This window comes from Salisediminibacterium beveridgei (genome assembly GCF_001721685.1).
GTDB lineage: Bacteria > Bacillota > Bacilli > Bacillales > Salisediminibacteriaceae > Salisediminibacterium > Salisediminibacterium beveridgei.
This window is the reverse complement of the sequence record NZ_CP012502.1, coordinates 2,536,776-2,560,711: the sequence shown is the minus strand read 5'-3', so window position 1 is coordinate 2,560,711 and position 23,936 is coordinate 2,536,776. Positions and strand designations below refer to the sequence as shown.

Sequence of the window (23,936 nt, the reverse complement as noted above, 5' to 3'; positions counted from 1 at the left end):
ATAATAAAGAATATCACTTAAAAACTAGTTTAATTAATTGATAATGAAAATCATTATCAATTAGACGTCTGAATAATATTCTAGCATGAAATATGTATATTGCAACCCTTTATATATATAATTGTTTAATAATAAAAAAATGTCGCAGCATCTTGTCAGCTGCGACAGTCAAACAGAACAGTTCATGATTCGATTACCGCCAGCGGGCAAACCCGCCTTCGGAATGGATGGTCTGACCGGTGATCCAGCAGGCTTCATCTGTCAGAAGCCAGGCAATCAGGCGGGCAGGATCTTCGGGTTTGCCGAATCGGCCCATCGGAAATTTGTTTCTGACGCTCTGCCAAGCTTCTTCAGTCAGATAACCGGTGTCCACAGGACCTGGATTGACGGTGTTGACGGTGATGTTCTGATCTGCCAGTTGGTCAGACAACGTGAGTGTAATCCCTGCAATCGCAGCCTTTGCTGAACTGTAGGCCACCTCCCCTGGCATTGACCCCATCCCTTGCCCGGAAGTCATCATCACAATCCGTCCCTGTTCTCGTCCTCCAAACAGCCGGACGTAGGCCTGCGCGAGCAGAACAGTGGAGCGGGTATTCACCTGAAAATGCCGGTCCAGCATCGCTGCATCAAGTTCTCCAAGTGGGCCGTCTGATCCGCTTAAGGCATGATTACAAATAATACCGTCCAATTGAATGCCTTCGGTTTCGATGGTTTTCATCAATTGATCCGGGGCATCATTTTCAAGAAAATTCATACTGTGATCTGTTAACGTTGCGCCATCAATCAAATGCTCTGAAATGGACGCTTTTAGAAGCATGAGATCATCCGCACCCCAGGGCTGTGCTTCATCATGGGATTGAAAATGCGAAATGACAAGTGAACCACCCCAGGCGGCGATTTGTCTTGCGATTGCTGCGCCAATACCGATGCGACGGCTGACGCCGGTAACCAGGTAAGTTCGCCCTCGCAAAGGGAAAGGCGAACGGCTTAATGGTGTTTCCATAAGTCACACCTCCTGTAATCATTATAGTACATATGAAGTGCCTCCGGTGAGGGAACCGGAGGCACAACATGTCGGAATCTATGGGGTCTTGCGGTTTAGCGGTTGATCACAGTGGTTTTTTCAGACAACGACTTGTCCCTGCCATAGATGTTGACAGTTAATTCTGAAGGTGAATCAGTCGCTTTTGTCAGTGACACTTGTTCTTTCGTCACGTTCACATGGACCGTTTCTCCCTGAATTTGAACGTTGAAGGCGTAGCCTGACCATGCTTCTGGCAAGCCTGGACTCAGGTGGAGTTTTCCATTGCTGGTGGACACGCCACCAAATCCATTGACGACCATCTGCCACGAAGCGCCGTTTGCTGCAGTGTGAATCCCACCGATGAATGTGCCCCCACTGACGGCTTCATTCGTATTCAATAAATCGATCATCACGGATTTTCGAAAGTTCTTGTATGCCTCTTCCACTTTGTCAATCTGCGCTGCAACAATGGCATAACTGGACGGGCTCAGTGAAGAGAAGTGCAGTGTTCGAGGCTCGTAAAAATCATAATTTTGTTCGACAATTGATCGATCGAACAATTGCGGATGCAAGACAAACAGCTGAATGAGATCCGCCTGTTTAATGCATTGTGTGAAGACCGTGACGCCGTTCGGATAACCGTAATATTCGTCCTCACGAATCAATCGCTCCGTGACTTTTTTTGCCGGGATAATGGTTTCAAGAGCGTGATACCCATCGAATTGCTCGATAATCCCGTTCTCATCGGGCTCCGGGATATAAAGGGAATCGATCATATCCTGCCACAGTTCCTGTTCCTCGGCCTTTATGTTGATTTTATCCGAGATCCGGGCGATGACATCCTGATCAAGATTTGCCAGCAGGTCGAGCGCCGCTTTTAAAGTGAAGTGTGCCTGATAATTGGTGAAGGCGTTATTATCGACATTTTCATGGTATTCGTCAGGGCCCTGCACACGCATAAATTCATACTGTTTTTTCAGCGGTTTATAAACCGCGTGAGAAGAGAGAAAGCGGGCGATTTCAAAGATCATCTCTGCGCCGTACTCGTGCATGAAAGCATCGTCCCCGGTCACGTCATGATACTTTTTAACAGCATAGGCAATGTCCGGTGAGATATGAATCTGCCAGTCGTTGAAGTGATTACGGATATCACGCCCGCTCAGGACATCCTTGAAGAAGAAATCCGGGCAGAGCTCATCGCCGGTTTTACCGCTGATCCAGGCATAATACGCCCCGTCATAGCCAAGGCGTTTTGCCTTTCTGCGTGCCCCATCCAGTGTGTGATAACGGTACGTCAGGATGTTTCTGGCGATTTCCGGATTGCTGTAAAGATACATTGGCATGTTGTAAATTTCCTGATCCCAGAATGCAGCCCCCTGATAGGCCTGACAGCTGAGCCCTCTGGCTCCTATGGGCAGACTTTTATGGACAGGTGTGGCAATGATTGCATGGTAAATATTAAAGCGTAGTGCTACCTGGTCGATAACCTGATTTTGGATGATCACATCATACATTGACCACAGTCTGGACCATTCTTTTTCATGAGCAGTTTTCTCCTCGTCATATGATCCCAGTTTACGTGCCTCGAGTAGCGCTTCATCTTTCGGATAATTCACATCATTGCCTGAATAAATCGTCATTGATTTGACCAGTGTCACAGGTTTTCCAGCCTCTGTTTTGAAAGTCAGTGTTCGTCCCATACCGTCTGTGAACTGATACGGTTTTTCGTCCGCAGAGACAGACAGTTTGCAGGTTTCCACCACAGTCACTTCATCCTCATAAGAAACGGTTGTGCAGGAAACCCCTGAACCATCCGGATGAGTGAACGGTTTATGGTTTTGCAAGTGATCGCCATTGATACTCCAGACGTCAAAATCGATGCCCGTCTTAAGTTCGATCTCAGCGTCCTTGCTGGTTGTAAACGTATACGACATGAAAACGGTATGCTTTTTATGATAGCTTGCAAATTTCTCTTCTGAGAGGGTGACGGTTGTTCCGTCAGACAGTTGACCAGTGACGGTACTGGCCGTCAGAGCGTTTTTGAGATCGAGTTTCCGTTCGAAATCTTCAGCTTGCTCCGACACCCCAAAACGTTCCCCATTGACTGTCAATTCAGTAAAAAGCGCATTCGGAACAGTACTCAGTTCCTCCCATTTTCCGTCAGCCTTATCCCATGTGTCTGTTACGATGCAGGCGGCATATTCGTCTTTCCCGTCTTGTGCAAAAGTTCCCCGGTAGCCCATAAAGCCGTTTCCAATCATGAAATTACTGCCTTCTGTAATCGCCTGAGCTGCTTCATAAGAGCGCTTCAAAACTTCCCAGCCGGTTTCCGTATACAAGTCCTTACCAATTTCATACATAGTCATCATCCTCCTGAATTTGCCTTTAGACAGACGAGCGAACGATCAGTTTCGGTTGAATCAGCTGTTGTTCCGGAAATATTCCCTGTTCTTTAATCTGACGCATCAGAAGGTCAGAGCCTTTTGCCACCAAAGCATCCACCGGCTGTTCCACGGTCGTAAGGTACGGCTTGAAATAGCTGCCGATTTCCAAATTGTCGTAGCCGATGACGGAGATGTCTTCGGGGACACGAATGCCAAGGTCTTTCATGGCTTCAATCGAAGCCAGGGCAATGATATCGGTTTGCGCAAACAGCCCGTTTATCTGACCGTCCTGAATCTTCCGGGACGAAAAGACTTTCTGATAGGCATCCTCGAACGTCAGCCTGGTTTTGATAACACCGCTTTGCTCCTCCCTATATTCCGAAAGGGCCTTTAAGAAGCCGGAGGTTCGTTCTTGATATTCCACACTGATGCCATCCAATGCAGTGAGTGTCATCAATTTCCGCCTGCCATTCGTGAGCAGGTGAGAGGTAGCCAGCCAGCCCCCGTACTGATGGTCGGTTTTGACAAGATTCATGTCTTTTGTTGAAAACAGTTCGGGTTCATAGTGCAAAAAAACATAGGGCATCCGGGATTCTTTCAAAACCAGAAAATCTTCTTCGGGTAAGTCCTTTTGAATCAAAATGAGGCCATCAACGTTTTTGCTTCTGGCCAATCTCCGCACCCGCTGATCCTCTATCCCGCCATACTCAATCTTGATGAGAAACCCCTGAAGCTGAAGGGTATGAATCAATTTCCCGATCAGTGATGCAAAGAAGAGTTCACTCTTCATATCCCCGAAAAATTCAGGGATCACCAGCCCGATCGTGTTACTGATAGACTGGTTTAAGGAGCGGGCAGCCTGATTCACTTCAAAATCCATTTCTGCGGCAATCGCCTGTACACGTTTTCTTGTGGCCTCTTTGATCAAAGGGGAATGGTTCAATGCCCTTGAAACGGTGGAGTGACTGACCCCAGCTGCTTTCGCGATTTCTTTGATTGTTGCCATTGCTTATACCTCCGAAACCTTGCTGCACAAGAATTGCACACGTGTGCAAAACTGATTTGTGTAAACGATACCATATGTACTTTCCGGACGTCAAGCAAAAGTGGAAATCGCATTTCAGATAGAAGCTGTACTATGCTATGATAAGAAAGTTAGAAAAAACGGAAAGGAAGTTCACGCTATGACACAGCAATCAGACAAACCGGTATTCTTCTACGGATGGTATATCGTCATGATCGGCGCCTTGAGTCTCTTTTTTTCCGGTGCAGGTCAGACCTATTCCAATGCGATCTTTATTGATTATTACATCCAGGATTTCAATTGGGGCAGATCCCTCGTGTCAGGGATTTACTCAGCTGCCACCTTCCTTGCGGGGATGCTCCTGTTCAAGGTAGGTTCAAGTATTGATAAATTCGGTACCCGGAAAGTATCGTTGACTGTCAGCGTGCTTCTGGCCTTCGCAGCGATCTGGAACAGTTTTGTGATTGCACCCTGGATGCTGTTTATCGGCTTTTTTTTGATACGGTTACTTGGTCAGGGCTCGATGACGCTGGTGGCGAATACCCTTGTTCCCCAGTGGTTTATTGTGAAGCGGGGGCGGGCGCTGAGCTTAATGATGATCGGCGGTTTTATCAGTTCAACGGCTTTTCCGCCGATGGTGGCATGGCTGATTGAAGGGTTTGGCTGGCAGACAACCTGGCGCGTCCTGGGAATCATGATTCTTGTTATCTTTGTACCGATTGTGTATTTTTTCATGAAAGATAAGCCGGAGGACATCGGATTATTACCGGATAATAAATCGTCAAAAGACGAACTTGAAACATCGACTGGAAAGAAAAAAAATGTCTCTGATATTTCATGGACATTGAAAGAAGCGAAAAAAACCCGACAGTTCTGGCTATTACTGGTCTGTGTCAGCATTCCTTCCATGTTAAATACAGGCCTTACCTTCCATTTAATTTCGATGATGGGCGGCAGTGGACTCTCGCCAACGCAGGGCGCATTTATATTGAGTCTGATGGCTGCCGTGGGGTTCCCTGTTACGATGGCGGCTGGTTTTGTACTGGAAAAGGTTCGTGCGAACTACATTTTTGCACTTGTGTTCGTCGGACAGTTCGTCTTTCTGATCATTCTCCTCTTGACGGATTCCTTCGTGATGGCAATCGTGTTTGGAGTTGTCTGGGGCCTTGTGGGAGGCATTGAGCGGATTGTCATTTCGTATATTTTCCCGGATTATTTCGGCAGACAGCACATTGGCAGTATCAAAGGAATCGCTCAGACCATGACAGTCATCGGTTCAGCATTTGGACCGTTGCCTTTTGGTTTTGCCTATGATTACTTTGGCGGTTACACGGAGATACTCCTTCTCATGTTTATATTTCCTGCATTTGGAATAGTAGCAAGTCTTTTGGCGTCAAAACCGAAAAAGAACACCTGAATACTTTTATAATTTTCGAATAATGATACAATGACAAAAAGGGTCAAGTAAGGGAGTGAAAAGCCATGGCTGAGCCTGTTTCAATTGCATTGATCACCTCTCTTGCAGCAGGGTTCATGCTGTTTCACCTGCATTACAGGCGGAAAGTGAATGAGTCCCTCGATGCATTGAAAAAAGACCAGGAACGCTTTCAGGACATGGCAGGCAACAGCCGCTCCTACATTTGGGAAATGAATATGGACGGCCTGCATACCTACATCAGTCCCAGTGTGGAACGGGTACTTGGATACAAACCCCATGAATTAATCGGGGTGAAAATGATCTATGATATGGCTGTGCAAGAAGAGCTGGACTCGGTGAAACGTTTTACCGAGGACCTGCTTTCTCAAGGTAAAATAATAGAGAATATGGAAATGAAACAGGTGACGAAGAATGGGGAGATCGTATGGGTGTTGGTGAATGGCAAACCGTTTTACGATCTTGCAGGCAGACAGATCGGCTTTCGGGGACTCGATACGGATATTACGGAGAGGAAACGGGCTGAATCTTCGCTTGTGGAGAGTGAGGAAAGATACGACTCCATTATGAAGATCTCCAACACCGGGGTCTGGGAATATGACGATAAACGAAAACGCTTATGGTGCAGTGATGAATACTTCTCGATGCTGGGATTTGAATCCGGTGAGTTTCCCAATGACCAAACGAATAACCTCAGTGAGGTCTGGGGCGAGCTGTTATACCCCACGGACCGCGATCCGGCCATGGAAACATTTGAAAATTACTTCAAAACAGATCCGACGCGGCTATATGAAAATACGTTTCGGATGAAACGAAAAGACGGAAGCTTCGCCTGGATCTGGTCAAGGGGGAAAATACTCCGGGACAGCGAAGGGCATCTGACCCGGAGTATGGTTGGCCTGCATATCGATATTACAAAAATGAAGGAACTGGAAGCCCAGCTCTCCCTTGAAAAAGAACAGTTTAAGACGACGCTCATGTCCATCGGTGAAGCTGTGATCTCGACAAACCGTTCCGGACAGGTGGTCATGATGAATCAGGTTGCAGAACAGCTGACAGGCTGGTCACAACAAGAGGCAAAGGGCAGTCCGCTTGTGAAGGTTTTCCATGTTGTGGACGAATTTACCGGGGAACAGATTACGGATATTGCTGAACGGGTCATGAGAACGGGCGAATCGATATCACTGGCTTCCGGTAAAATCCTTTATTCAAGACATAAAAACACATTCCACATCCAGGACCGGGCAACACCGATCCGGAACCAGAAAGGGATTCCCTCAGGAGTGGTGATCGTCTTCCGTGACTTTTCGGAACAGAAAAAGAAACAAAACGAGATTGAATACCTCAGCTACCATGACCAGTTGACGGGGCTGTATAACCGCCGGTATTTCGAAGAGGAAATGAAACGGCTGGATAAAGGGAGAAATCTCCCGCTGACACTTGTCATGGTGGATGTGAATGGATTGAAACTAATCAATGACGCTTTCGGACATTTATCTGGGGATGACTTGCTTCGTGCAGTTGCTGAAGGGCTCAGAGAAGTATTTCGTGGTGACGATATCATTACACGTGTGGGAGGCGATGAATTTGCCGTATTGCTTCCGAGGACACCTGCTGAAATCACCCGAAGGCGCCTGACAGATCTGGAGAATCATTTGTATGCGGAGAAGGTTCAGGGTGTTTCGATATCGATCTCTTCGGGGTTCAGTACGAAACATACTGATGACGAAGACATTCTGGAAGTATTCCGTCGTGCGGATCACCTGATGTATCAAACGAAAGTGTCCAACCGTCCGCAAACCAGGAAAATGATGATCGATGAACTGCTTCAGTTTTTCTATAACCGGCATCCCGAGGAAGCCATACATGCCAAATCAGTATCGGATATGGCGGACCGGCTCGGGAAAGTGCTTGGTTTATCCGCTGAAGACAGGCAGGAAATTCGACATACGGCTCTATACCATGACATCGGAAAGCTTGCCGTCAAGAAGGAAATTCTGATGAAATCTGATGCACTTTCCCCTCAGGAGCGCGAAGAACTGGAACGTCATCCGGAAATCGGGTACAGTATCCTTAGTTCCATCTCTGAATTTGCAGCCATTGCAGAGTATATTCTCGCTCACCACGAACGCTGGGATGGACAAGGGTATCCGAACCGGTTACAGGGCAGTGATATTCCATTAAAAGCCCGGATCATTCACGTTGTTGAGGTGTATGACAATTTGACGAGAACCACTGCCTATCGCAATAAACGATCGAAGGATGAGGCGATGGAAGAGATCCGTTTGCATGCAGGGAAACAGTTTGACCCTCATATCGTTGAACGGCTGACACATGATATACTGGAGGCAGAAACACATGAGTGATGGTAAAGAACGAAGCCGGATTAAGCCCGGCTTGAAGGTGAAGATCGTGAAAAAACAACATCAGAGAACCGGAGAATTAACGGAAGGCACAGTGGAAAGACTGCTGACAAAATCTGCAGTTCATCCTCATGGCATCAAAGTTAAACTGACAGACGGGAACGTCGGCAGGGTAAAAGAAATTATTTCTGGTGAGTAAAGGGGACGAATACATTGTTTTCGATTCGACAGGCAACAATGGCAGATATCCAGGGTGTTACGAAGGTTCATGTAGACAATTGGAAGGAAACTTATCAAGGCATCTTCCCGGATGAGTTCCTCGATCAGTTCACGTATAAATCCAGGCTGTCACGATGGGAACTGACGTTCAAAAAAGCGATTGAAGGCGGATCAATGACCCATGTGGCAGTCAATGATTCTGATGAGATCATCGGTTTTTCCCTGGCAGGGACCATGCGTGATGCTACGTTACGAATGCGTTATACAAGCGAATTGTACGGCATCTATGTGCATCCGGTCTATCAGGGGCAGGGAGCAGGTAAACAGTTACTGAAAGCATCCGCTATGCATATGCGCAGTCTCCACCATGAAAGGATCGGGTTGTGGATTTTAAAAGAGAATCCGTCAGTCGGTTTCTTTACGGATACCGGAGCTGAACAGATGTACAATAAACCGGTGGAAATCGCAGGCGGAAGCTATGAAAATCTGGCACTTTGCTATGAAAGCCTGGATCAGTTGATTGAGCGATTGAGTGAATAGCAAAGAGCGACGGACCGGTTTAAGATACCGGTCCGTTGATCTTTCTTTATCTGATAAGATCATAGAATTGTCACACTTTTAAGCGCATTCATTTCGGTGAGGTGCTTTCATCCTTCGTGTAAACGTCTATAATGAGGTTATGTCAGAACGTACGGGAGAGTTTACCATGACAGCACTGTTAAGCGAACCATTGGTTTTGTTATTTGTGATCGTGGTCATTGGTACATTAATTGGCCAGTGGTCATTTAAAGGAGTCGGCCTTGGATCAAGTGCTGTTCTGTTTACGGCGATGGTATTTGGTCACTACGGGTATGAGATTTCATCGATGATCCAAAACCTTGGGCTGAGCTTATTTATCGTTGCCGTCGGCCTTCAGGCTGGTCCGCGATTTTTCAGGATGATCAAAACATCCGGTGTCATCTTCGGGATGATCGGATTGGCGATTGTGGGGATTGCAAGCATCACAACTTTCATTGTAGCAGGAGTCATGGATTTGCCGCCGGCTTTGGCCGTCGGGATTATGACGGGGGCTTTGACAAGTACACCGGGTCTTGCAGCAGCTCTCGAAGCGACCGGGGATCCGGTTGCCTCTGTCGGATACGGGATTGCCTATCCATTTGGTGTGCTTGCAGTAGTCCTTTTTGTTCAGCTTTTTCCGAAGGTATTAAAGGTGGATTTGATGAAGGATTTGAACCGGAGGGCAAGCCCGATTAAGCGGATATCGACCTTGAAAGTGATGACCATTGAAGTCACACAGGATGACATACATAAACGGACACTCAAAGAATTGCGTCTTGCAGAAGGAACTTCCGCTGTGATCAGTCGGGTTATTCGCGGAGACCGGACGATTATCAGCCTCAGTGACACGGTAATTCTCAAAGGCGATCGTCTCGTAGCTGTCGGGAATAAAACAGATCTAAAGAAGCTCTGTGAGGATGTGGGGAAAGAAGTGCCCACCAATTTTGCGAATCAAGACAATATTAAACTGCGTAAAATCAAAGTGGAATCGGATCAGGTACTCGGGAAGAGTATTCGCGAACTCGCTTTAAGAGGAACGTATGGCGTTACGGTCACCCGGATAGAGAGGGTGGGGTTTGAATTTAATCAAAATCCGCGTTGGCGACTCGAACAAGGGGATATTCTGACAGTAGTCTCGAGCGAGGGACGACTCGATGAAGTGGAACGCCTGTTCAGCCGCAAGAATCTTGAGGTGACGAATATTCACCTGTTTTCGTTCAGCCTGATTCTCTTGTTGGGGATTCTTGTGGGGATGATACCGATTTATCTTCCGGGACTGGGAACGATTACTTTGGGAATCGCCGGAGGACCGCTCTTTGTGGCATTGGTGATCGGTCACTACGGGAAGTTGGGACCGATTCGGGCACGGTTTTTCCAACCTTCCAACCAGGTGATCGGAGACATTGGACTCGCTCTGTTCCTGGCAGGAGCAGGAACGACTGCCGGTGCGGGGATCGTTGGCATTATTGAACAGGAAGGTTTTCAAATCCTGCTGGCTGGAGCGATTATTACCATCGTGCCTTTGATGGCAGGTTTCCTGATTGCGAAGAAGCTCTTTCACCTCAGCATGGTTCATTCCCTTGGAGCACTGTGCGGCGGAATGACAAGTACACCGGGGTTAGGTGCTTTGAATAGCCTTGTGGATTCAGAGGATCCGGCGATTGCTTATGCCGCTGCCTATCCCTTCGCTTTGATATTCATCGCCCTGATGTCGCAGTTGCTGGTCCTGTTTCTCTGACGATTCAGCATGGCACATTGTTTCAGGCCTGTGCTAAACTGACATGGTAAGGGATTGGAGGAGATGCAGGTGCAGTGGATTGTTAAAAGCTTTGAGCAGCTGTCGGCGTCAGAACTCTACGGCATATTGAAGGCAAGAGTCGATGTCTTTGTGGTTGAACAGGAATGTGCGTATCCGGAACTCGATCATAAAGATCAGGCTTCCTTGCATTTGTTTGCGATGGAGGAAGGGGAGGTCGTGGCTTATGCACGGCTGTTGCCTCCTGGGGTGAGTTACCCGGAGGCTTCGATCGGTCGGGTGCTTATCGTCAAAAGACTCCGAAACACTGGAACCGGCAGACGACTAATGGACGAGAGTATGCGATTGATGCGTGAGAAATGGGATGTTCAGAACATCAAAATACAGGCGCAGGATTATGCCAGAGCATTTTATGCGTCCTTTGGATTTGAACCGGTTTCAGAGGTTTACCCCGAGGATGACATTCCCCATGTGGATATGCGCTGGACAAATGCCGATGTGCAAAAGGAAAGGATGTAGTCTGTCATGATTGATCTTGGACTTAAAGGGAAGAGTGTACTTGTATTTGCATCAAGCAAAGGACTTGGTAAAGCTTCAGCTCATGCTTACGCAAAAGCAGGAGCCAATGTTATGCTCACAAGCCGGACACTTGAACATGTGAAAGATGCGGCAGATGAGATCAGCCGAGATGCAGAAGGCCTCGTCGCCTATCAGGTATGTGATGTATCGGTGAAAGCGGATATTGAGAATGTGGTCAGAGAGACTTCAGAGCGTTTCGGCGGGATTGATGTGCTGGTGTGTAACGCAGGTGGTCCGCCACCGGGGGACTTTGCCTCTGTGACCGAGGAAGATTTTGAATGGGCTTTTCAATTGACATTGATGAGCGTTGTAAGGGGGATAAAAGCAGCCTATCCGTATTTAAAAACAGCCAAGGGACGGATCGTTATCATTACCTCTTCATCCATGAAGGAACCGGTAAACGGACTTTTGCTCTCTAATATTAACCGGATGGGTCTGGTCGGTTTGAACAAATCCCTCGCTCACGAATTCGCACCGGATGGTGTATTGATCAATGCCGTTGGTCCGGGCCGGATCGACACCGAACGGGTGCAGAGTCTCGATGAGATCAATGCAAAAAAACAGGGCATCTCACCAGATGATATGAAGAATCAAAATGAAACAGCAATTCCTATTGGCCGTTACGGGCAGCCTGACGAATTTGGCAACACGGTGTTGTTTCTCGGCTCAGGGCTGAACACGTATATGACCGGGCAGCATTTCCTGATTGACGGAGGATTGACGAAAGCTTATTAATCGACAAAAAAATTGGTTTTAGGCCTGAATGAACTTACTAGTTCATTCAGGTCCTTTTTTGGTTAACCCTTATTGATTCTTCGTTGTTATTCAATCGCTAAAGGTGGACGCTTGCACGAAGGGAAAAAGATGCATCAGTGCGACAATCGACGCGAAAGAACACGCGTCGTGTCTTACTGTCCAAGGGGCTTGTCTTCAGCTAATTCTGACTCAGCTTTGCTTCGTCAGAATGGATCTTCAGACTGCGCTAATCCCTCTGGCGTCGCCACCTAACGCTCTTGAATGACTTTACAACAAGCTTTAAAAGAGATTTCAGTCATCCATTTAAGCAGCACCCTGGTATTGTCTCCGGTACAACTTTGGTGCCAGTCCCTTGAAAGTTAACGTCACTCTTCGCCAGTTATAAAAATCAATATAGTTATGGATGCCATTCTCCAATTGTTCAGTTGATGAGAAAGACATACGGTAATAATATTCTGCTTTTAACGTGCCGAAAAATCGTTCAATTGGCTGATTATCAATACAATAGCCAGCTCTCGACATACTTAGCGTGAACCCGTATATTTCTTTCAAATCATGATACATATGGGATGTGTATTGAGATCCTCGATCACTGTGAATGATCGATTGCACATTTGGGTTCTGTGCAAAGGCTTCGATTAACGTGCTTTCCACCAAATGATTGTCGTTTCGTTTTGAAAGCTTAAAGGCAACAATTGAATTGTCGTATAAGTCAATCACAGCACTCAAGAACTGCTTTTTGCCACGCTCATCTTTCATTTCAGTGATGTCCGTACACCATTTCTCATTGGGTTCCTGAGCCTTAAATTCTCGATCTAACACATTCTTCGCTAGATGATCCGGGTTAACCCGTGGATAAACCTTACGCTTTTTACGGATTTGTGATTGAATCCGAAGGATTCTCATGATACGTAAAACCTTGTTCTCACTGCATCTGACACCCCAAGCATTCATTTGACTTGTCATCCGACGATAAACATATGTTTGATTGACTTCATCATCATGATAGATCAAGACAATCAGTTGAGCTAAATATTGCGTATCCTGTTCTTGTTTTGGAACCTCACGGTTCAGCCACTTATAGTAGGCGGATCGAGCAACACCCGCGATGGCACACAGTTCTTGAATCGGATAGTCCTTGGTTTCATGCAATTCTTGAATACTCACATACTCCGGCAAGTGACGGACCAGCGAGAATCGTTTAACTTCTGCTCGATCTCTTTCAACTTTTTTAAGTAGTCATTCTCCATTTGAAGGCGACGATTCTTTCGGTTCATTTCTTTTAATTCAGATTCCAACTGTTCGGTTTCGGTCATGTTTTCCTTGTTCGGGCGATTTCGGCCACGTCGATCAAGCAGCCCATCTTTCCCATCTGCTTCTTATTTCTGTACCCAACTGTATACTTGTTGATAGGACACGTTATACTTCTCAGCTGCCGACTGATGGTCCCGATCGTTTCTTAAAGCAAAATCCACAATTTCCAAACGTTCTTCCAATGTCGTTTTTCTACCCTTCATCCTATTTACACGTCCTTTACCAGTGGATTTCTTACCACCAGTATAGGCTTTGATCCAGGAAGATAAAAGGGAATCCTGACTCAAGCCGCAGGCTTGGGCTACTTCTTCTTGCGTTTGGCCATTGAAAACTTCATGAATCATCTCCTCTTTCGTTTCTGTTGTATAAACAGTCTTGCGGTGCTTACGCTTTAATCCTTCTTGACCCATACGTTGATACTTTGAAACCCATCGTCTTATTAATTTAGTGGAACAGTTATACTCACGTTCTAATGATGTAAATGAGTGTCCTTCATTCACGTGTTTTAAAACAATAGTTAATTTCTCTTCATGAGACCAACGTTTATTTTTGCGCATAGAAAAACTCCCAACAAAGTAGTGTAGAAATTTATTATTTCTACTGTCCACTTTGTTGGGAGCATATCACTGCTCATGCCCGGCTTTTTATTTGGTTGTTTCTTTGCCGTTGTTCTTCGCGGAACACGCGGAATTTAGAGATGCTGTAGAGAATCAGCCCGGTCCAGATGAAGACGAAGGAGACCGCATGATAGATCGTGAATGCTTCTCCGTACAAGAGGACTCCTAAGAGCAGCATCGTGGTTGGTGCGATGTACTGCAGAAACCCGATCAGTGACAGGGTAATATTTCTCGCGCCGAACCCGAACAGCAAGAGCGGGATGGCAGTGGCGACACCGGTACCGACAAGAAGAACCGGGGTCAGCGGTATGTCCGATCCGACATGGAGAATGCCACTGACCGAACCCTGCAGGTAAAACAATACGCCGATGGCAATTGGTAACAGCATAAGCGTTTCAATCGAGAGCCCGGTCATGGCACCGACCTGAGTCTGCTTTTTGACCAGGCCATATAAGCCGAAACTGAGTGCCAGCGTCAGCGCAATGTAAGGCACCTGACCGAAAGAAACCGTCATGATCAATACACCGATAAAGGCAAGCCCGACGGCGGCACGCTGTTTATTATTCAATGTTTCCTTAAAAAAGATCACACCCAGTATCACGTTGATTAACGGATTAATATAATACCCGAGGCTCACTTCAACAATCCGTTCGTTTGCAACAGCCCAGATAAACAAAATCCAGTTGGTGCTGATCAAAAGCGACGATGTCATGATGCCAACGATGATTTTAGGGTGGGTCTTTAAATAACGTAAATCCTCCAGAAAGTATGCGACTTTCCGGGTCACGATAAATAACAGCATCAAAAATAAAAAAGACCAGACGATCCGGTGTGCAAGAATTTCCAAAGCGGATACATGGTCCACGAGTTTCCAGTAAATCGGGAGAAATCCCCATAACAAATAGGCCCCGATCCCTGCGAAAACGCCTTTTTTCATATCCGGAACATGTGTCATCTCATCATCACCTGCTTCTCGTTCAATCTCAAGTCTTCTTATTTTACTTCGTCACCCGAAAAAAGTAAACCGGAATATCCTCTGATATTTCGTGATCTCTTCAGAAAATAACACGCCCGGACGAAGAGCCGGACGTGTTTGATCGTTTCATTATTTATTTTGAATATAGACCCTGGCTTCGTAAGGTTGCAACGTGAAGAACGTGGATTCTTCAGATGGTGCCGGTTTTTTCAGATTAAACAGCTTCAGCCTGTCTCGGGTGAATGTCATGACTTCACTTTCGAAGGTTGCTGTTTCCGGTTTCAGATTTGTCATCACCACGGCAATATGCGTCTTATCTTCTCGCTGATACGCAAACAGATTCGGATCTTCCGGCATCAGAAGATCGTAACTGCCATACGTGAAAACCGGATACGTTTTCTTCAGGTGAATCATTTCTTTGTAAAAATTCAAAACAGAATGGGGATCTTCCTGCTGTGCTGCCACGTTGATTTTGGTGTAATTCGGATTGACCTTCATCCAGGGTTCACCTTTCGTGAATCCTGCCTGTGCTTCCCCGTTCCACTGCATCGGGGTCCGGCTGTTGTCACGGGATGTGTGCGCAAGGGTGTCGATGATTTTCTCGGTATCCTCACCAGTTTCCAAGGCATTTTGATACATATTTTTTGCAGCCACATCGTCGTAGTCTTCGATGTTTCTGAAGTAGCTGTTGGTCATGCCGATTTCCTGCCCCTGATAGATGTAGGGTGTTCCTTTCATCAGAAAATACATGGCTGCTAGGGATGTGGCACTTTCATACCAGTAAGTGGTGTCATCTCCCCAGGTAGAGACCACGCGGGCTTTATCGTGGTTTTCAATGAACAATGCGTTCCAGCCGTCGTGCTCGAGTCCTTTTTGCCAACGGCTGAGGATCTTTTTCAGATTGATGACGTCAAGGGTTTCATCCAGTTCATAGTCCCATAAATCGAGATGTTCGAATTGAAAGACCATGTCCATTTTCCCGTTTTCACCGACCCAGTTATGAGCCTGCTCAATGCTCACACCATTTGCCTCGCCGACGGTCATTGCTTCAGGGTAGCGGCCGTACGTTTTTCTTTTCAGCTCGTCCAGAAAATCGTGAATACCGTCCTGATTCATGTGCATTTTAAAGGACGGAACGAATTTTTTTCCATCAGGGTTCGGGAGGTCCGGAAATCCCGGACGCTTTTTGATGTGGGACAGGGCATCGATTCGAAAGCCGTCCACACCTTTCTCGAGCCACCAGTTGATCATGTCATAAAGCGCTTCACGCACATCGGGGTTCTCCCAATTGAGATCTGGCTGGCGCTTTGAAAACACATGCAGGAAATACTGATCTGTCAGATCGTCGTATTCCCATGCACTCCCGCCGAAGATGCTCTCCCAGTTGTTCGGTTCTTTTCCATTCTTTGCATCACGCCAAATATACCAGTCCCGCTTTGGGGATGTTGTTGAGGAGCGTGACTCGATAAACCAGGGATGCTCATCACTCGTATGGTTGGGTACGAGATCAATGATCAGTTTCATTCCACGATCATGAACCCCTTTTAACAATTGATTAAAATCTTCCATTGTCCCGAATACATCCAATATGTCCTGGTAATCGGAAATGTCATACCCGTTGTCGTCCAGAGGAGATTTATACATGGGACAGATCCAGATAAAATCAATCCCCAGGTTCTTCAGATAGTCCAGACGGGATAATACGCCCGGGAGATCTCCAATACCGTCCCCGTTGCTATCTTGAAAGCTTTTTGGATAGATTTGATATCCGACAGCTTCTTTCCACCAGATGCCACTCATTTTTCTTCACCTCAATGATTATTTGCTTTTACGTTCCAGTTTAGCACAGGATCGCAAAAAATAGTGCAAACGTTTGTATTAACTACCTCACTCATCATATCGAAAAGCGGATGGGCTTTCAATCGCAAGATGCAACTTTTTTTGCTTTTTTCCACTGCAGGAAGGTCTCTTTATTCATTGGCTCTGTTTTCGATCATAGTTGATTTCAATCACTTACGGTGGACGCATACCTAAGGGGCGCCTGCCGCTCTTTCCATCCCGCTATCAACTGCATGCTTTGACAGAGACGCTTATACTAAACTGGTTTGTACCAATCCGAATAAAAAGATAACTTGTTTTCAGGGCAGCTTATGCTTTGAAAGACCTCATCCTTGTGATTCGCCAACAGAAACGAGATAATGGAGTTGATAGTAAAGGCAAAGACTGATAAACAAGAGTTGAAGTGGAGGTGATCTGATGAAAATCATGCTTGCGCCTGATTCATTCAAAGGATCAATGACCAGTATTCAGGCGGCTGAAGCCATGAAAAAAGGCATTCACCGCTATGATTCAAACATAGAAGTGAGCTCGTTTCCCCTCGCAGACGGCGGCGAAGGAACGATAGATGCCTTAACGTACGGTACAACCATGAAACTGGTGGAGGTACCGTCCCTGGATCCGTTGGGACGAGAAATGACCGGCTATTTTGCTTACGATGATCAAAAAAAGATTGCAGTCATTGAAACGGCTGTGGCTTCGGGGTTAACGTTACTGGCGCCTCACGAACGAAATCCGCTTTTCACATCGACGGAAGGTACCGGACTGATCTTCAGTCACGCTGTAGCTCACGGGGCTAAAGAAATCATTATCGGCATAGGCGGGAGTGCGTCAGTCGATGGGGGTGTCGGATTTCTGCAAGGTCTGGGTGTCCGTTTTCAGGATGCTTCCGGACAACGACTTCACCGTATAGGCGGACAGCTCGATCAGATTCATACCATTGACACATCAGAGATGATCGATCTTCCAGAGGATTTGAGGATTAAGGTAGCAACAGATGTCACAAACCGTCTTCTCGGGAAAGAAGGGGCCGTTTATATATTCGGTCCACAAAAAGGGATGAGTGACGAAGACCTTCCTGTCTATGAAAACGGAATGGCCCATTTTGCGGAATTGACTAAAGAGGTCACCGGAGTCGACCATAGAGAAAGCCCGGGCAGCGGTGCTGCTGGAGGACTTGGCTTTGCCCTTTTGAGCTACCTTGATGCAGAATTACGACGCGGCTTTGAAATGGTTGCAGAATCCGTTGGCATTATGGAGGCGATCCATGAAGCTGATCTGATTATGAGCGGAGAAGGGAAACTGGATGAGCAGACCCTTTTCGGCAAAGGTCCGATCGGTGTTGCGACAATTGCGGCAGATGCAGGCAAGCCGGTGATTTTATTTGGCGGCATGCGCACCCGTACATTTGATGAGAAAATCAGGGATTGGGATCATGTGGTTTCTTGTGCATTGATCAGCGATTGGACCGACGTGAATCAAATGATGAAAGAAGGCCCTGCGAGACTGGAAGACGAGGTCTACCGGGTGATGAAAACCATTGATATCGGGAGGGCCTGGCCACAGCGCTGAGCCCCCGTGGAAAGCTGTGATAAAGGATGTTACACGTATTCAGACATTTAAAAACCTACCGGTTCGCCGTTGCCGTTGCCTTATTCCTGACACTGGTTGAACTGGGTGTGGAATTGATCCAGCCTCTTCTGATGGCAAGGATCATTGACAACGGGATTATTGAACAGGATCTCTCCACAGTCGTTTTCTGGGGCAGTATCATGGTTGGACTTTCCCTCGTCAGCTTTGCTTCAGGGATCATCAACTCCTTTTATGCAGCATACGCCTCTCAGCATACAGGTTATGATTTAAGGACTTCACTGTTTCATAAAGTGCAGTCCTTTGCTTTTTCGAATTTCAGTCAATTTCCTACGTCTTCGCTAATGACGCGCATCACCAATGATGTCAATCAACTGCAAAATACGATCTTCATGAGTCTGAGAATCATGCTCAGGGCACCGCTTCTTGTCATAGGTTCGGTAATCATGGCGTTGATTGTCAATTGGCAGCTGGCGTTGATTCTCGTTTTGACAATTCCGCTTCTCGTCGGATTTCTTTTGTTTCTTTTGCGAAAGGCGAGTGCGCTGTTTAAACAAGTTCAGTCAAAAGTCGATCTCGTCAATAATGTGGTGCAGGAGAACCTGACGGCGATCCGCCTTGTGAAATCCTATACCCGCAGAGGTTTTGAAGGGGAGCGCTTCGACACGGCTGCAGATGGTCTGAAAGACCGGACGGTTAAAACGATGCGCCTCATTGAGACGACCATGCCGGTCATCCTGCTCGTGATGAATGCTACGATTATGCTGGTGCTCTGGTTTGGCACAGCAGGTGTCAATACCGGAGGGGCGTCTGTTGGGGAGGTGGTTGCGATTATTAACTACGTGACCAGAATGACCGGTGCTTTATCGATTTTCTCCATGATCATCATGATCTTTTCAAGAGCGAAAGCATCGGCGGAACGAACAGGAGACGTACTCGATGCAGAACCTGACATTACCGAACCCGGTAAGCCGGCATCTGTACCTGATGGGAGAGGAGAGATTACATTTAAAGATGTGAGTTTTCACTATCCGGGGACAGAGGCGCCTGTACTGAAAGAAATGACTGTTACGATTCATGCGAAGGAACGCATTGCTGTGATGGGTGCCACCGGTTCGGGGAAAACGTCGTTGTTTCAGCTGATTCCAAGACTCTATGACACAGACGAAGGTACGGTAAAGATTGATGGCAAAGATGTCAGCAGCTTGTCATTAAAATCCCTCAGACAGTTGATCGGTTATGTCCCGCAGGAAGTCATGCTGTTTACCGGCTCGATCGCTGAGAACCTCAGATGGGGGAAAGCGGACGCGAGCGAACAGGAGATGATCCAGGTGTTAAAGGATGCGCAGATCTATGATCACATTCAAGAACTGCCGGATGGACTGAACACCCGTATTGGTCAAAGAGGGGTGAACCTCTCCGGTGGACAAAAACAGCGCTTGTCCATTGCCCGTGCTCTTCTGAGGAACCCCCGGATTCTTTTGCTGGATGATTGTACCAGCGCACTCGATGCCAAGACGGAATCGCAGCTGTTAAAAGCACTGGAACGATACGCGTGTACGACTTTGATGATTACCCAGAAAGTCAGTTCAACAGCTGAAGCAGACGGGATATTTCTGATGGAAGATGGGCGAATTGAGGCGCAGGGAACTCATGACGAGCTCCTTCGTACTTCAACGTTGTACCAGGCAATTTATCAATCACAGCAAGAGCAGGAGGTGCAACTTTGATGGGATCATGGACTACCCCTTTCAAACAGCCTAAACTGAATCTCAATCAGAAAAATGAAGATCTTCAGGATTCATCCACACAGAATAAACGGGCGGACGACTGGAAAGGGACATTGATCCGCATCTGGCGCTACCTGGCCAAACGTAAAAAAGGATTGTATTTTGTCGTTCTCATGGTATTGATAAGTTCGATACTGGCTCTTGCAGGACCGTTCGTCGTTGGCATGAGCATCGATCAGGTCGTTTATGACGGAGATACGTCTGGACTGTTCGCTGTACTGATCCTCCTTGCTGTCATCTATCTGCTGCATTCACTCTCCGTATTTCTCCAGCATTTTGTGATGGTGCGCGTCGCGCAGGATACGGTATACCGGTTACGAACAGGTCTCTTTCATCATCTGCATAAGCTGCCGATCACTTTTTTTGATCAACGCCGGCACGGGGAACTGATGAGCCGGGTGACAAACGATATGGATAATATCAGTAACACCTTGAACAGCTCCGTCATCCAGATCTTCGCCAGTGTGCTGACGTTGGTGGGTACATTGACCGTTATGATTTATCTGAGTCCGTTATTAACGCTCATTTCGCTGGTCATTGTCCCGATGATGTACATCGGAATGAAATGGATTACGAGCCGGACCGGTCAATTATTCAAACTGCAGCAGCGACATCTCGGGGAATTGAACGGCTATGTGCAAGAGAGCATGTCCGGGCAGAAGATCATCAAAAGTTTTTCGCAGGAAGAGCGGGTGATTGAAGGCTTTACCACGAGAAATCAGGAACTGAGACTGGCCGGTTTCTGGGCACAGACCATTTCCGGATTCATCCCGAAACTGATGAATATGCTGAACAATTTCAGCTTCGCCATCATTGCAGGAATCGGAGGCATATTTGCTTACAACGGGATGATCACGATCGGTGTGATTGTGATTTTTGCCGAATATACCAGACAGTTCACCCGGCCGTTAAACGATCTCGCCAACCAGTTTAATACACTTTTGTCCGCCATTGCCGGGGCTGAGAGAGTGTTTCGCATCATGGATGAGGAAGATGAAATCAGCACAGAGTCCGGTAAGGAAGACGCAGGATCGATTACTGGTGAAGTCATATTCAAGGACGTGTCATTTGAATACGAAGGGGACCAGGACACATTAAGCAATATTTCCTTTACGGCAAAATCAGGTGAAACAACGGCGATTGTCGGACCGACCGGTGCTGGAAAAACCACTTTAATCAGCCTGCTTTCACGGTTTTATGATCCGGTTGAAGGGATTGTCGAGATTGACGGCAGGGATATGACAGCGATAAAGCGCGAATCCCTCAGAAATGAAATGGCTTTTGTCCTGCAGGATTCCTATCTGTTTCAAGGGACGATACGTGAGAATATCCGTTACGGTCAGTTGACGGCCTCGGATGAAGACGTGGTTGCAGCAGCGAAAGAAGCGAATGCCCACAGTTTCATCATGAAGTTCCCGGATGGGTATGATACGTTGATTGACGGGGAAGGCGGCGGTATCAGCCAGGGCCAAAAGCAGTTACTCTCCATTGCCAGAGCGTTACTTCGAGACCCTGCGATTCTCATTCTTGATGAGGCGACCAGCAGTATTGATACGGTCACAGAAATCAACATTCAGGAAGCACTGAAACGATTGATGAATGGACGGACCAGTTTCGTGATCGCACACCGGCTGAACACCATACGTCAGGCAGACCAGATTCTCGTCTTACATGAGGGAGAACTGCTTGAATCGGGCACACATGCTGAATTGATAAACAGGGGTGGCTTTTATGCAGATCTTGTGCAAGCGCAGCAAGAAAAACAGATTGTTTGAGAAGTTTCCTGACAAAATAGGTCTGACCTCTTCATTTTTCCTGTTCACTCCATTATACTAAGAAGAATCCGAAAGCTTCAGGCATGAGCCCGAGGCTTTCTTTTCGCATCGTCCGAATCAGTCGATATTAAAGGAGTGCATCATATGAATAAAAAGCAATTAGAGGAACAGATCCGAATTGCTTCAGGAAAAGAAAAGGCGGACCTGGTCATGAAAAACGCCAAAGTTGTCAATGTCTTTTCACTCGAAGTGATTGAAGCAGATGTCGCTGTTCATAACGGTTTGATCGCCGGTGTTGGCAACTATAGCGGAAAACAGGAAGTGGATGTCAACGGGCAATATATGGTCCCGGGACTCGTGGATGGTCACGTGCATATCGAATCGTCCATGGTTCAGCCCCAACGCTTTGCACAAGTTGTCGTGCCTCACGGCGTCACAACCATTGTTACTGACCCGCATGAAATTGCCAATGTCAGCGGCGCACAAGGAGTGCAGTTCATGCTGGATGATTCTGCAGGCATTTCTCTCGATGCGAATTTTATGCTGCCGAGCTGTGTACCTGCCACGCCATTCGAAAACGCAGGGGCGAAGCTGACCGCAGTTGATCTGAGGACTTTTTATTCGCATGAACGTGTTCTGGGACTGGCTGAAGTCATGGATTATCCATCCGTAGAAAATACAGCGCCGGATATGATGGATAAATTGATGGATGCCGGTAATAAACGAGGCCATATCGATGGACATGGAGCGGGCCTGCCGGAAGCCAAACTGAACGTCTACCGGACAGCCGGGGTGAAAACAGACCATGAATGCACCACGGCTGAAGAAGCGAAGGCCAGGATTCGTGCCGGGTTTTATGTAATGATTCGTCAAGGGTCGGCAGCCAAGGATCTCGATGCGTTATTACCTGCAGTAAATGCGAATAACGCCCGTAAATTCATGTTCTGCACTGATGATAAGCATATTGACGAACTGATGGAACGGGGCTCCATAGATGATCACATCCGCCTCGCTGTAAAACAGGGCATGGATCCCCTTCAGGCCATACAGATTGCAACATTGAACGCGTGCGAATGTTACGGGTTTTCAGATAAAGGGGCCATCGCACCAGGATACCAGGCGGACTTCATTTTATTGAATGATCTGTCGGCTTTTGAGATTGACAGGGTATATAAAAACGGAGAGTGCGTTGCGAAAAACGGAGAACTTCTGGTTATGAAAGAAATTGAGTCGGACTTGCCTGCTGCTGTTAAAAATACGGTTACGATCCCGAAAATCACCCCTGAACTGCTTAAGATACAGGCGAATCCATCTGGTGAGGCTTTGACCATTGAACTCACACCACACAGCCTTGTAACGGGTAAAAAGCAGTTCAAGTTACCGGTGAAGGAATCGTTTTTCGAAGCCGATCCCACACAGGATGTATGGAAAATGGCTGTCGTGGAACGGCATCACAATACAGGCAATATCGGACTCGGTTTTATCAAAGGATTGGGACTTGCAGGTGGAGCCATCGCCGGAACCATCGCGCATGACTCTCATAACCTTGTAGCAGCAGGGGATTCAGATGAAGATCTGGCACTGGCAATCCAGCACGCCGCAGCACTTGGCGGTGGACTTGTTGTTGTCAGAAATGGCCAGATCCTTGGCGAATTATCTTTGGATATCGGCGGACTGATGTCTTCGAAACCGGTAGCTGAGGTGTTGAGAGGATTGAAGCAAGTGGATCAGGCTTTGGAGAAACTTGGGTTCCAAGGAGAATTCCACCCTTTTTCAGCCCTTTCTTTCATGTGCTTACCAGTCATCCCATCCCTTAAATTAACAGATATGGGTTACTTTGATAGTGACCGCGGTGAGCATGTACCCGTTTAATGCTTAAATAACTGATCAATTTGCAGCGTTTGTCGACACATGACTGACATTTCATGTATCATAGAATC

The 23,936-nt window shown here is 47.0% G+C and carries 18 protein-coding genes; 11 read left to right on the top strand and 7 right to left on the bottom strand.

Features of this window, described 5'->3' with window-relative positions:
- Positions 1–193 precede the first annotated feature (193 nt).
- From BBEV_RS12010 to BBEV_RS12000, 3 genes are all read right to left on the bottom strand, one after another.
- On the bottom strand, positions 194–1,003 hold the full coding sequence (locus BBEV_RS12010; protein ID WP_069365686.1) for an SDR family oxidoreductase: 810 nt from the start codon (positions 1,001–1,003) through the stop codon (positions 194–196).
- A 95-nt stretch (positions 1,004–1,098) separates the two neighbouring features.
- On the bottom strand, positions 1,099–3,384 hold the full coding sequence (locus BBEV_RS12005) for a glycosyl hydrolase family 65 domain-containing protein (protein WP_069365685.1): 2,286 nt from the start codon (positions 3,382–3,384) through the stop codon (positions 1,099–1,101).
- A gap of 25 nt (positions 3,385–3,409) precedes the next feature.
- Positions 3,410–4,414, bottom strand: coding sequence for a LacI family DNA-binding transcriptional regulator (locus BBEV_RS12000; RefSeq protein ID WP_069365684.1), 1,005 nt, complete (start codon positions 4,412–4,414; stop codon positions 3,410–3,412).
- A gap of 178 nt (positions 4,415–4,592) precedes the next feature.
- On the opposite strand from BBEV_RS12000, the gene BBEV_RS11995 reads away from it, so the two are divergent.
- From BBEV_RS11995 to BBEV_RS11965, 7 genes are all read left to right on the top strand, one after another.
- A complete protein-coding gene (locus BBEV_RS11995) occupies positions 4,593–5,849 on the top strand; it encodes an MFS transporter (protein WP_069365683.1) in 1,257 nt (418 codons plus the stop codon).
- 65 nt (positions 5,850–5,914) lie between these two features.
- Entirely contained in the window at positions 5,915–8,233 is a 2,319-nt protein-coding gene (locus BBEV_RS11990; protein ID WP_069365682.1) for a PAS domain S-box protein, read from the top strand.
- Positions 8,226–8,429, top strand: a complete 204-nt coding sequence (locus tag BBEV_RS11985; RefSeq protein ID WP_069365681.1) for a YwbE family protein — start codon at positions 8,226–8,228, stop codon at positions 8,427–8,429. The genes BBEV_RS11990 and BBEV_RS11985 overlap by 8 nt, the downstream gene beginning before the upstream one ends.
- 14 nt (positions 8,430–8,443) lie before the next feature.
- Positions 8,444–8,989, top strand: coding sequence for a GNAT family N-acetyltransferase (locus BBEV_RS11980; RefSeq protein WP_069365680.1), 546 nt, complete (start codon positions 8,444–8,446; stop codon positions 8,987–8,989).
- Positions 8,990–9,155: 166 nt separating this feature from the next.
- Entirely contained in the window at positions 9,156–10,745 is a 1,590-nt protein-coding gene (locus tag BBEV_RS11975) for an aspartate:alanine exchanger family transporter (RefSeq protein ID WP_069365679.1), read from the top strand.
- Positions 10,746–10,814: 69 nt separating this feature from the next.
- Positions 10,815–11,282 carry a GNAT family N-acetyltransferase gene (locus BBEV_RS11970; protein ID WP_157100978.1) on the top strand — a complete coding sequence of 156 codons (468 nt, stop codon included), beginning with the start codon at positions 10,815–10,817 and terminating at the stop codon, positions 11,280–11,282.
- 6 nt (positions 11,283–11,288) lie between these two features.
- Entirely contained in the window at positions 11,289–12,077 is a 789-nt protein-coding gene (locus tag BBEV_RS11965; protein ID WP_198154999.1) for an SDR family oxidoreductase, read from the top strand.
- Between the two features lie 324 nt (positions 12,078–12,401).
- On the opposite strand, the gene BBEV_RS11960 is transcribed toward BBEV_RS11965, so the two are convergent.
- From BBEV_RS11960 to BBEV_RS11945, 4 genes are all read right to left on the bottom strand, one after another.
- Positions 12,402–13,265: an IS3 family transposase gene (locus tag BBEV_RS11960; protein ID WP_198154998.1), complete on the bottom strand. Its 864-nt coding sequence runs from the start codon at positions 13,263–13,265 to the stop codon at positions 12,402–12,404.
- A 212-nt stretch (positions 13,266–13,477) separates the two neighbouring features.
- Entirely contained in the window at positions 13,478–13,969 is a 492-nt protein-coding gene (locus tag BBEV_RS11955; protein ID WP_084007369.1) for a helix-turn-helix domain-containing protein, read from the bottom strand.
- Positions 13,970–14,042: 73 nt separating this feature from the next.
- Entirely contained in the window at positions 14,043–14,984 is a 942-nt protein-coding gene (gene rarD, locus BBEV_RS11950) for an EamA family transporter RarD (protein ID WP_069365677.1), read from the bottom strand.
- Positions 14,985–15,134: 150 nt separating this feature from the next.
- The gene (locus tag BBEV_RS11945) at positions 15,135–16,805 is read right to left on the bottom strand and encodes a glycoside hydrolase family 13 protein (protein WP_069365676.1); all 1,671 of its coding nucleotides are present in this window, start codon (positions 16,803–16,805) and stop codon (positions 15,135–15,137) included.
- A gap of 456 nt (positions 16,806–17,261) precedes the next feature.
- On the opposite strand from BBEV_RS11945, the gene BBEV_RS11940 reads away from it, so the two are divergent.
- From BBEV_RS11940 to ade, 4 genes are all read left to right on the top strand, one after another.
- Positions 17,262–18,413 (top strand): glycerate kinase, encoded by a 1,152-nt coding sequence (locus BBEV_RS11940; RefSeq protein WP_069365675.1) that lies wholly within the window; start codon positions 17,262–17,264, stop codon positions 18,411–18,413.
- A 26-nt stretch (positions 18,414–18,439) separates the two neighbouring features.
- Entirely contained in the window at positions 18,440–20,161 is a 1,722-nt protein-coding gene (locus tag BBEV_RS11935; RefSeq protein WP_069365674.1) for an ABC transporter ATP-binding protein, read from the top strand.
- Positions 20,161–21,996 (top strand): ABC transporter ATP-binding protein, encoded by a 1,836-nt coding sequence (locus tag BBEV_RS11930; protein ID WP_069365673.1) that lies wholly within the window; start codon positions 20,161–20,163, stop codon positions 21,994–21,996. Before BBEV_RS11935 ends, BBEV_RS11930 begins: the two co-directional genes overlap by 1 nt.
- A gap of 144 nt (positions 21,997–22,140) precedes the next feature.
- Positions 22,141–23,868, top strand: a complete 1,728-nt coding sequence (gene ade / locus BBEV_RS11925) for an adenine deaminase (protein ID WP_069365672.1) — start codon at positions 22,141–22,143, stop codon at positions 23,866–23,868.
- Positions 23,869–23,936: the final 68 nt, after the last annotated feature.

Bases quoted from the DNA above. Each gene is read 5' to 3' on its own strand.
- BBEV_RS12010 (WP_069365686.1), bottom strand. From the start codon at position 1,003: ATGGAAACACCATTAAGCCGTTCGCCTTTCCCTTTGCGAGGGCGAACT.
- BBEV_RS12005 (WP_069365685.1), bottom strand. From the start codon at position 3,384: ATGTATGAAATTGGTAAGGACTTGTATACGGAAACCGGCTGGGAAGTT.
- BBEV_RS12000 (WP_069365684.1), bottom strand. From the start codon at position 4,414: ATGGCAACAATCAAAGAAATCGCGAAAGCAGCTGGGGTCAGTCACTCC.
- BBEV_RS11995 (WP_069365683.1), top strand. From the start codon at position 4,593: ATGACACAGCAATCAGACAAACCGGTATTCTTCTACGGATGGTATATC.
- BBEV_RS11990 (WP_069365682.1), top strand. From the start codon at position 5,915: ATGGCTGAGCCTGTTTCAATTGCATTGATCACCTCTCTTGCAGCAGGG.
- BBEV_RS11985 (WP_069365681.1), top strand. From the start codon at position 8,226: ATGAGTGATGGTAAAGAACGAAGCCGGATTAAGCCCGGCTTGAAGGTG.
- BBEV_RS11975 (WP_069365679.1), top strand. From the start codon at position 9,156: ATGACAGCACTGTTAAGCGAACCATTGGTTTTGTTATTTGTGATCGTG.
- BBEV_RS11965 (WP_198154999.1), top strand. From the start codon at position 11,289: ATGATTGATCTTGGACTTAAAGGGAAGAGTGTACTTGTATTTGCATCA.
- BBEV_RS11955 (WP_084007369.1), bottom strand. From the start codon at position 13,969: ATGCGCAAAAATAAACGTTGGTCTCATGAAGAGAAATTAACTATTGTT.
- rarD (WP_069365677.1), bottom strand. From the start codon at position 14,984: ATGACACATGTTCCGGATATGAAAAAAGGCGTTTTCGCAGGGATCGGG.
- BBEV_RS11945 (WP_069365676.1), bottom strand. From the start codon at position 16,805: ATGAGTGGCATCTGGTGGAAAGAAGCTGTCGGATATCAAATCTATCCA.
- BBEV_RS11940 (WP_069365675.1), top strand. From the start codon at position 17,262: ATGAAAATCATGCTTGCGCCTGATTCATTCAAAGGATCAATGACCAGT.
- BBEV_RS11935 (WP_069365674.1), top strand. From the start codon at position 18,440: ATGTTACACGTATTCAGACATTTAAAAACCTACCGGTTCGCCGTTGCC.
- BBEV_RS11930 (WP_069365673.1), top strand. From the start codon at position 20,161: ATGGGATCATGGACTACCCCTTTCAAACAGCCTAAACTGAATCTCAAT.
- ade (WP_069365672.1), top strand. From the start codon at position 22,141: ATGAATAAAAAGCAATTAGAGGAACAGATCCGAATTGCTTCAGGAAAA.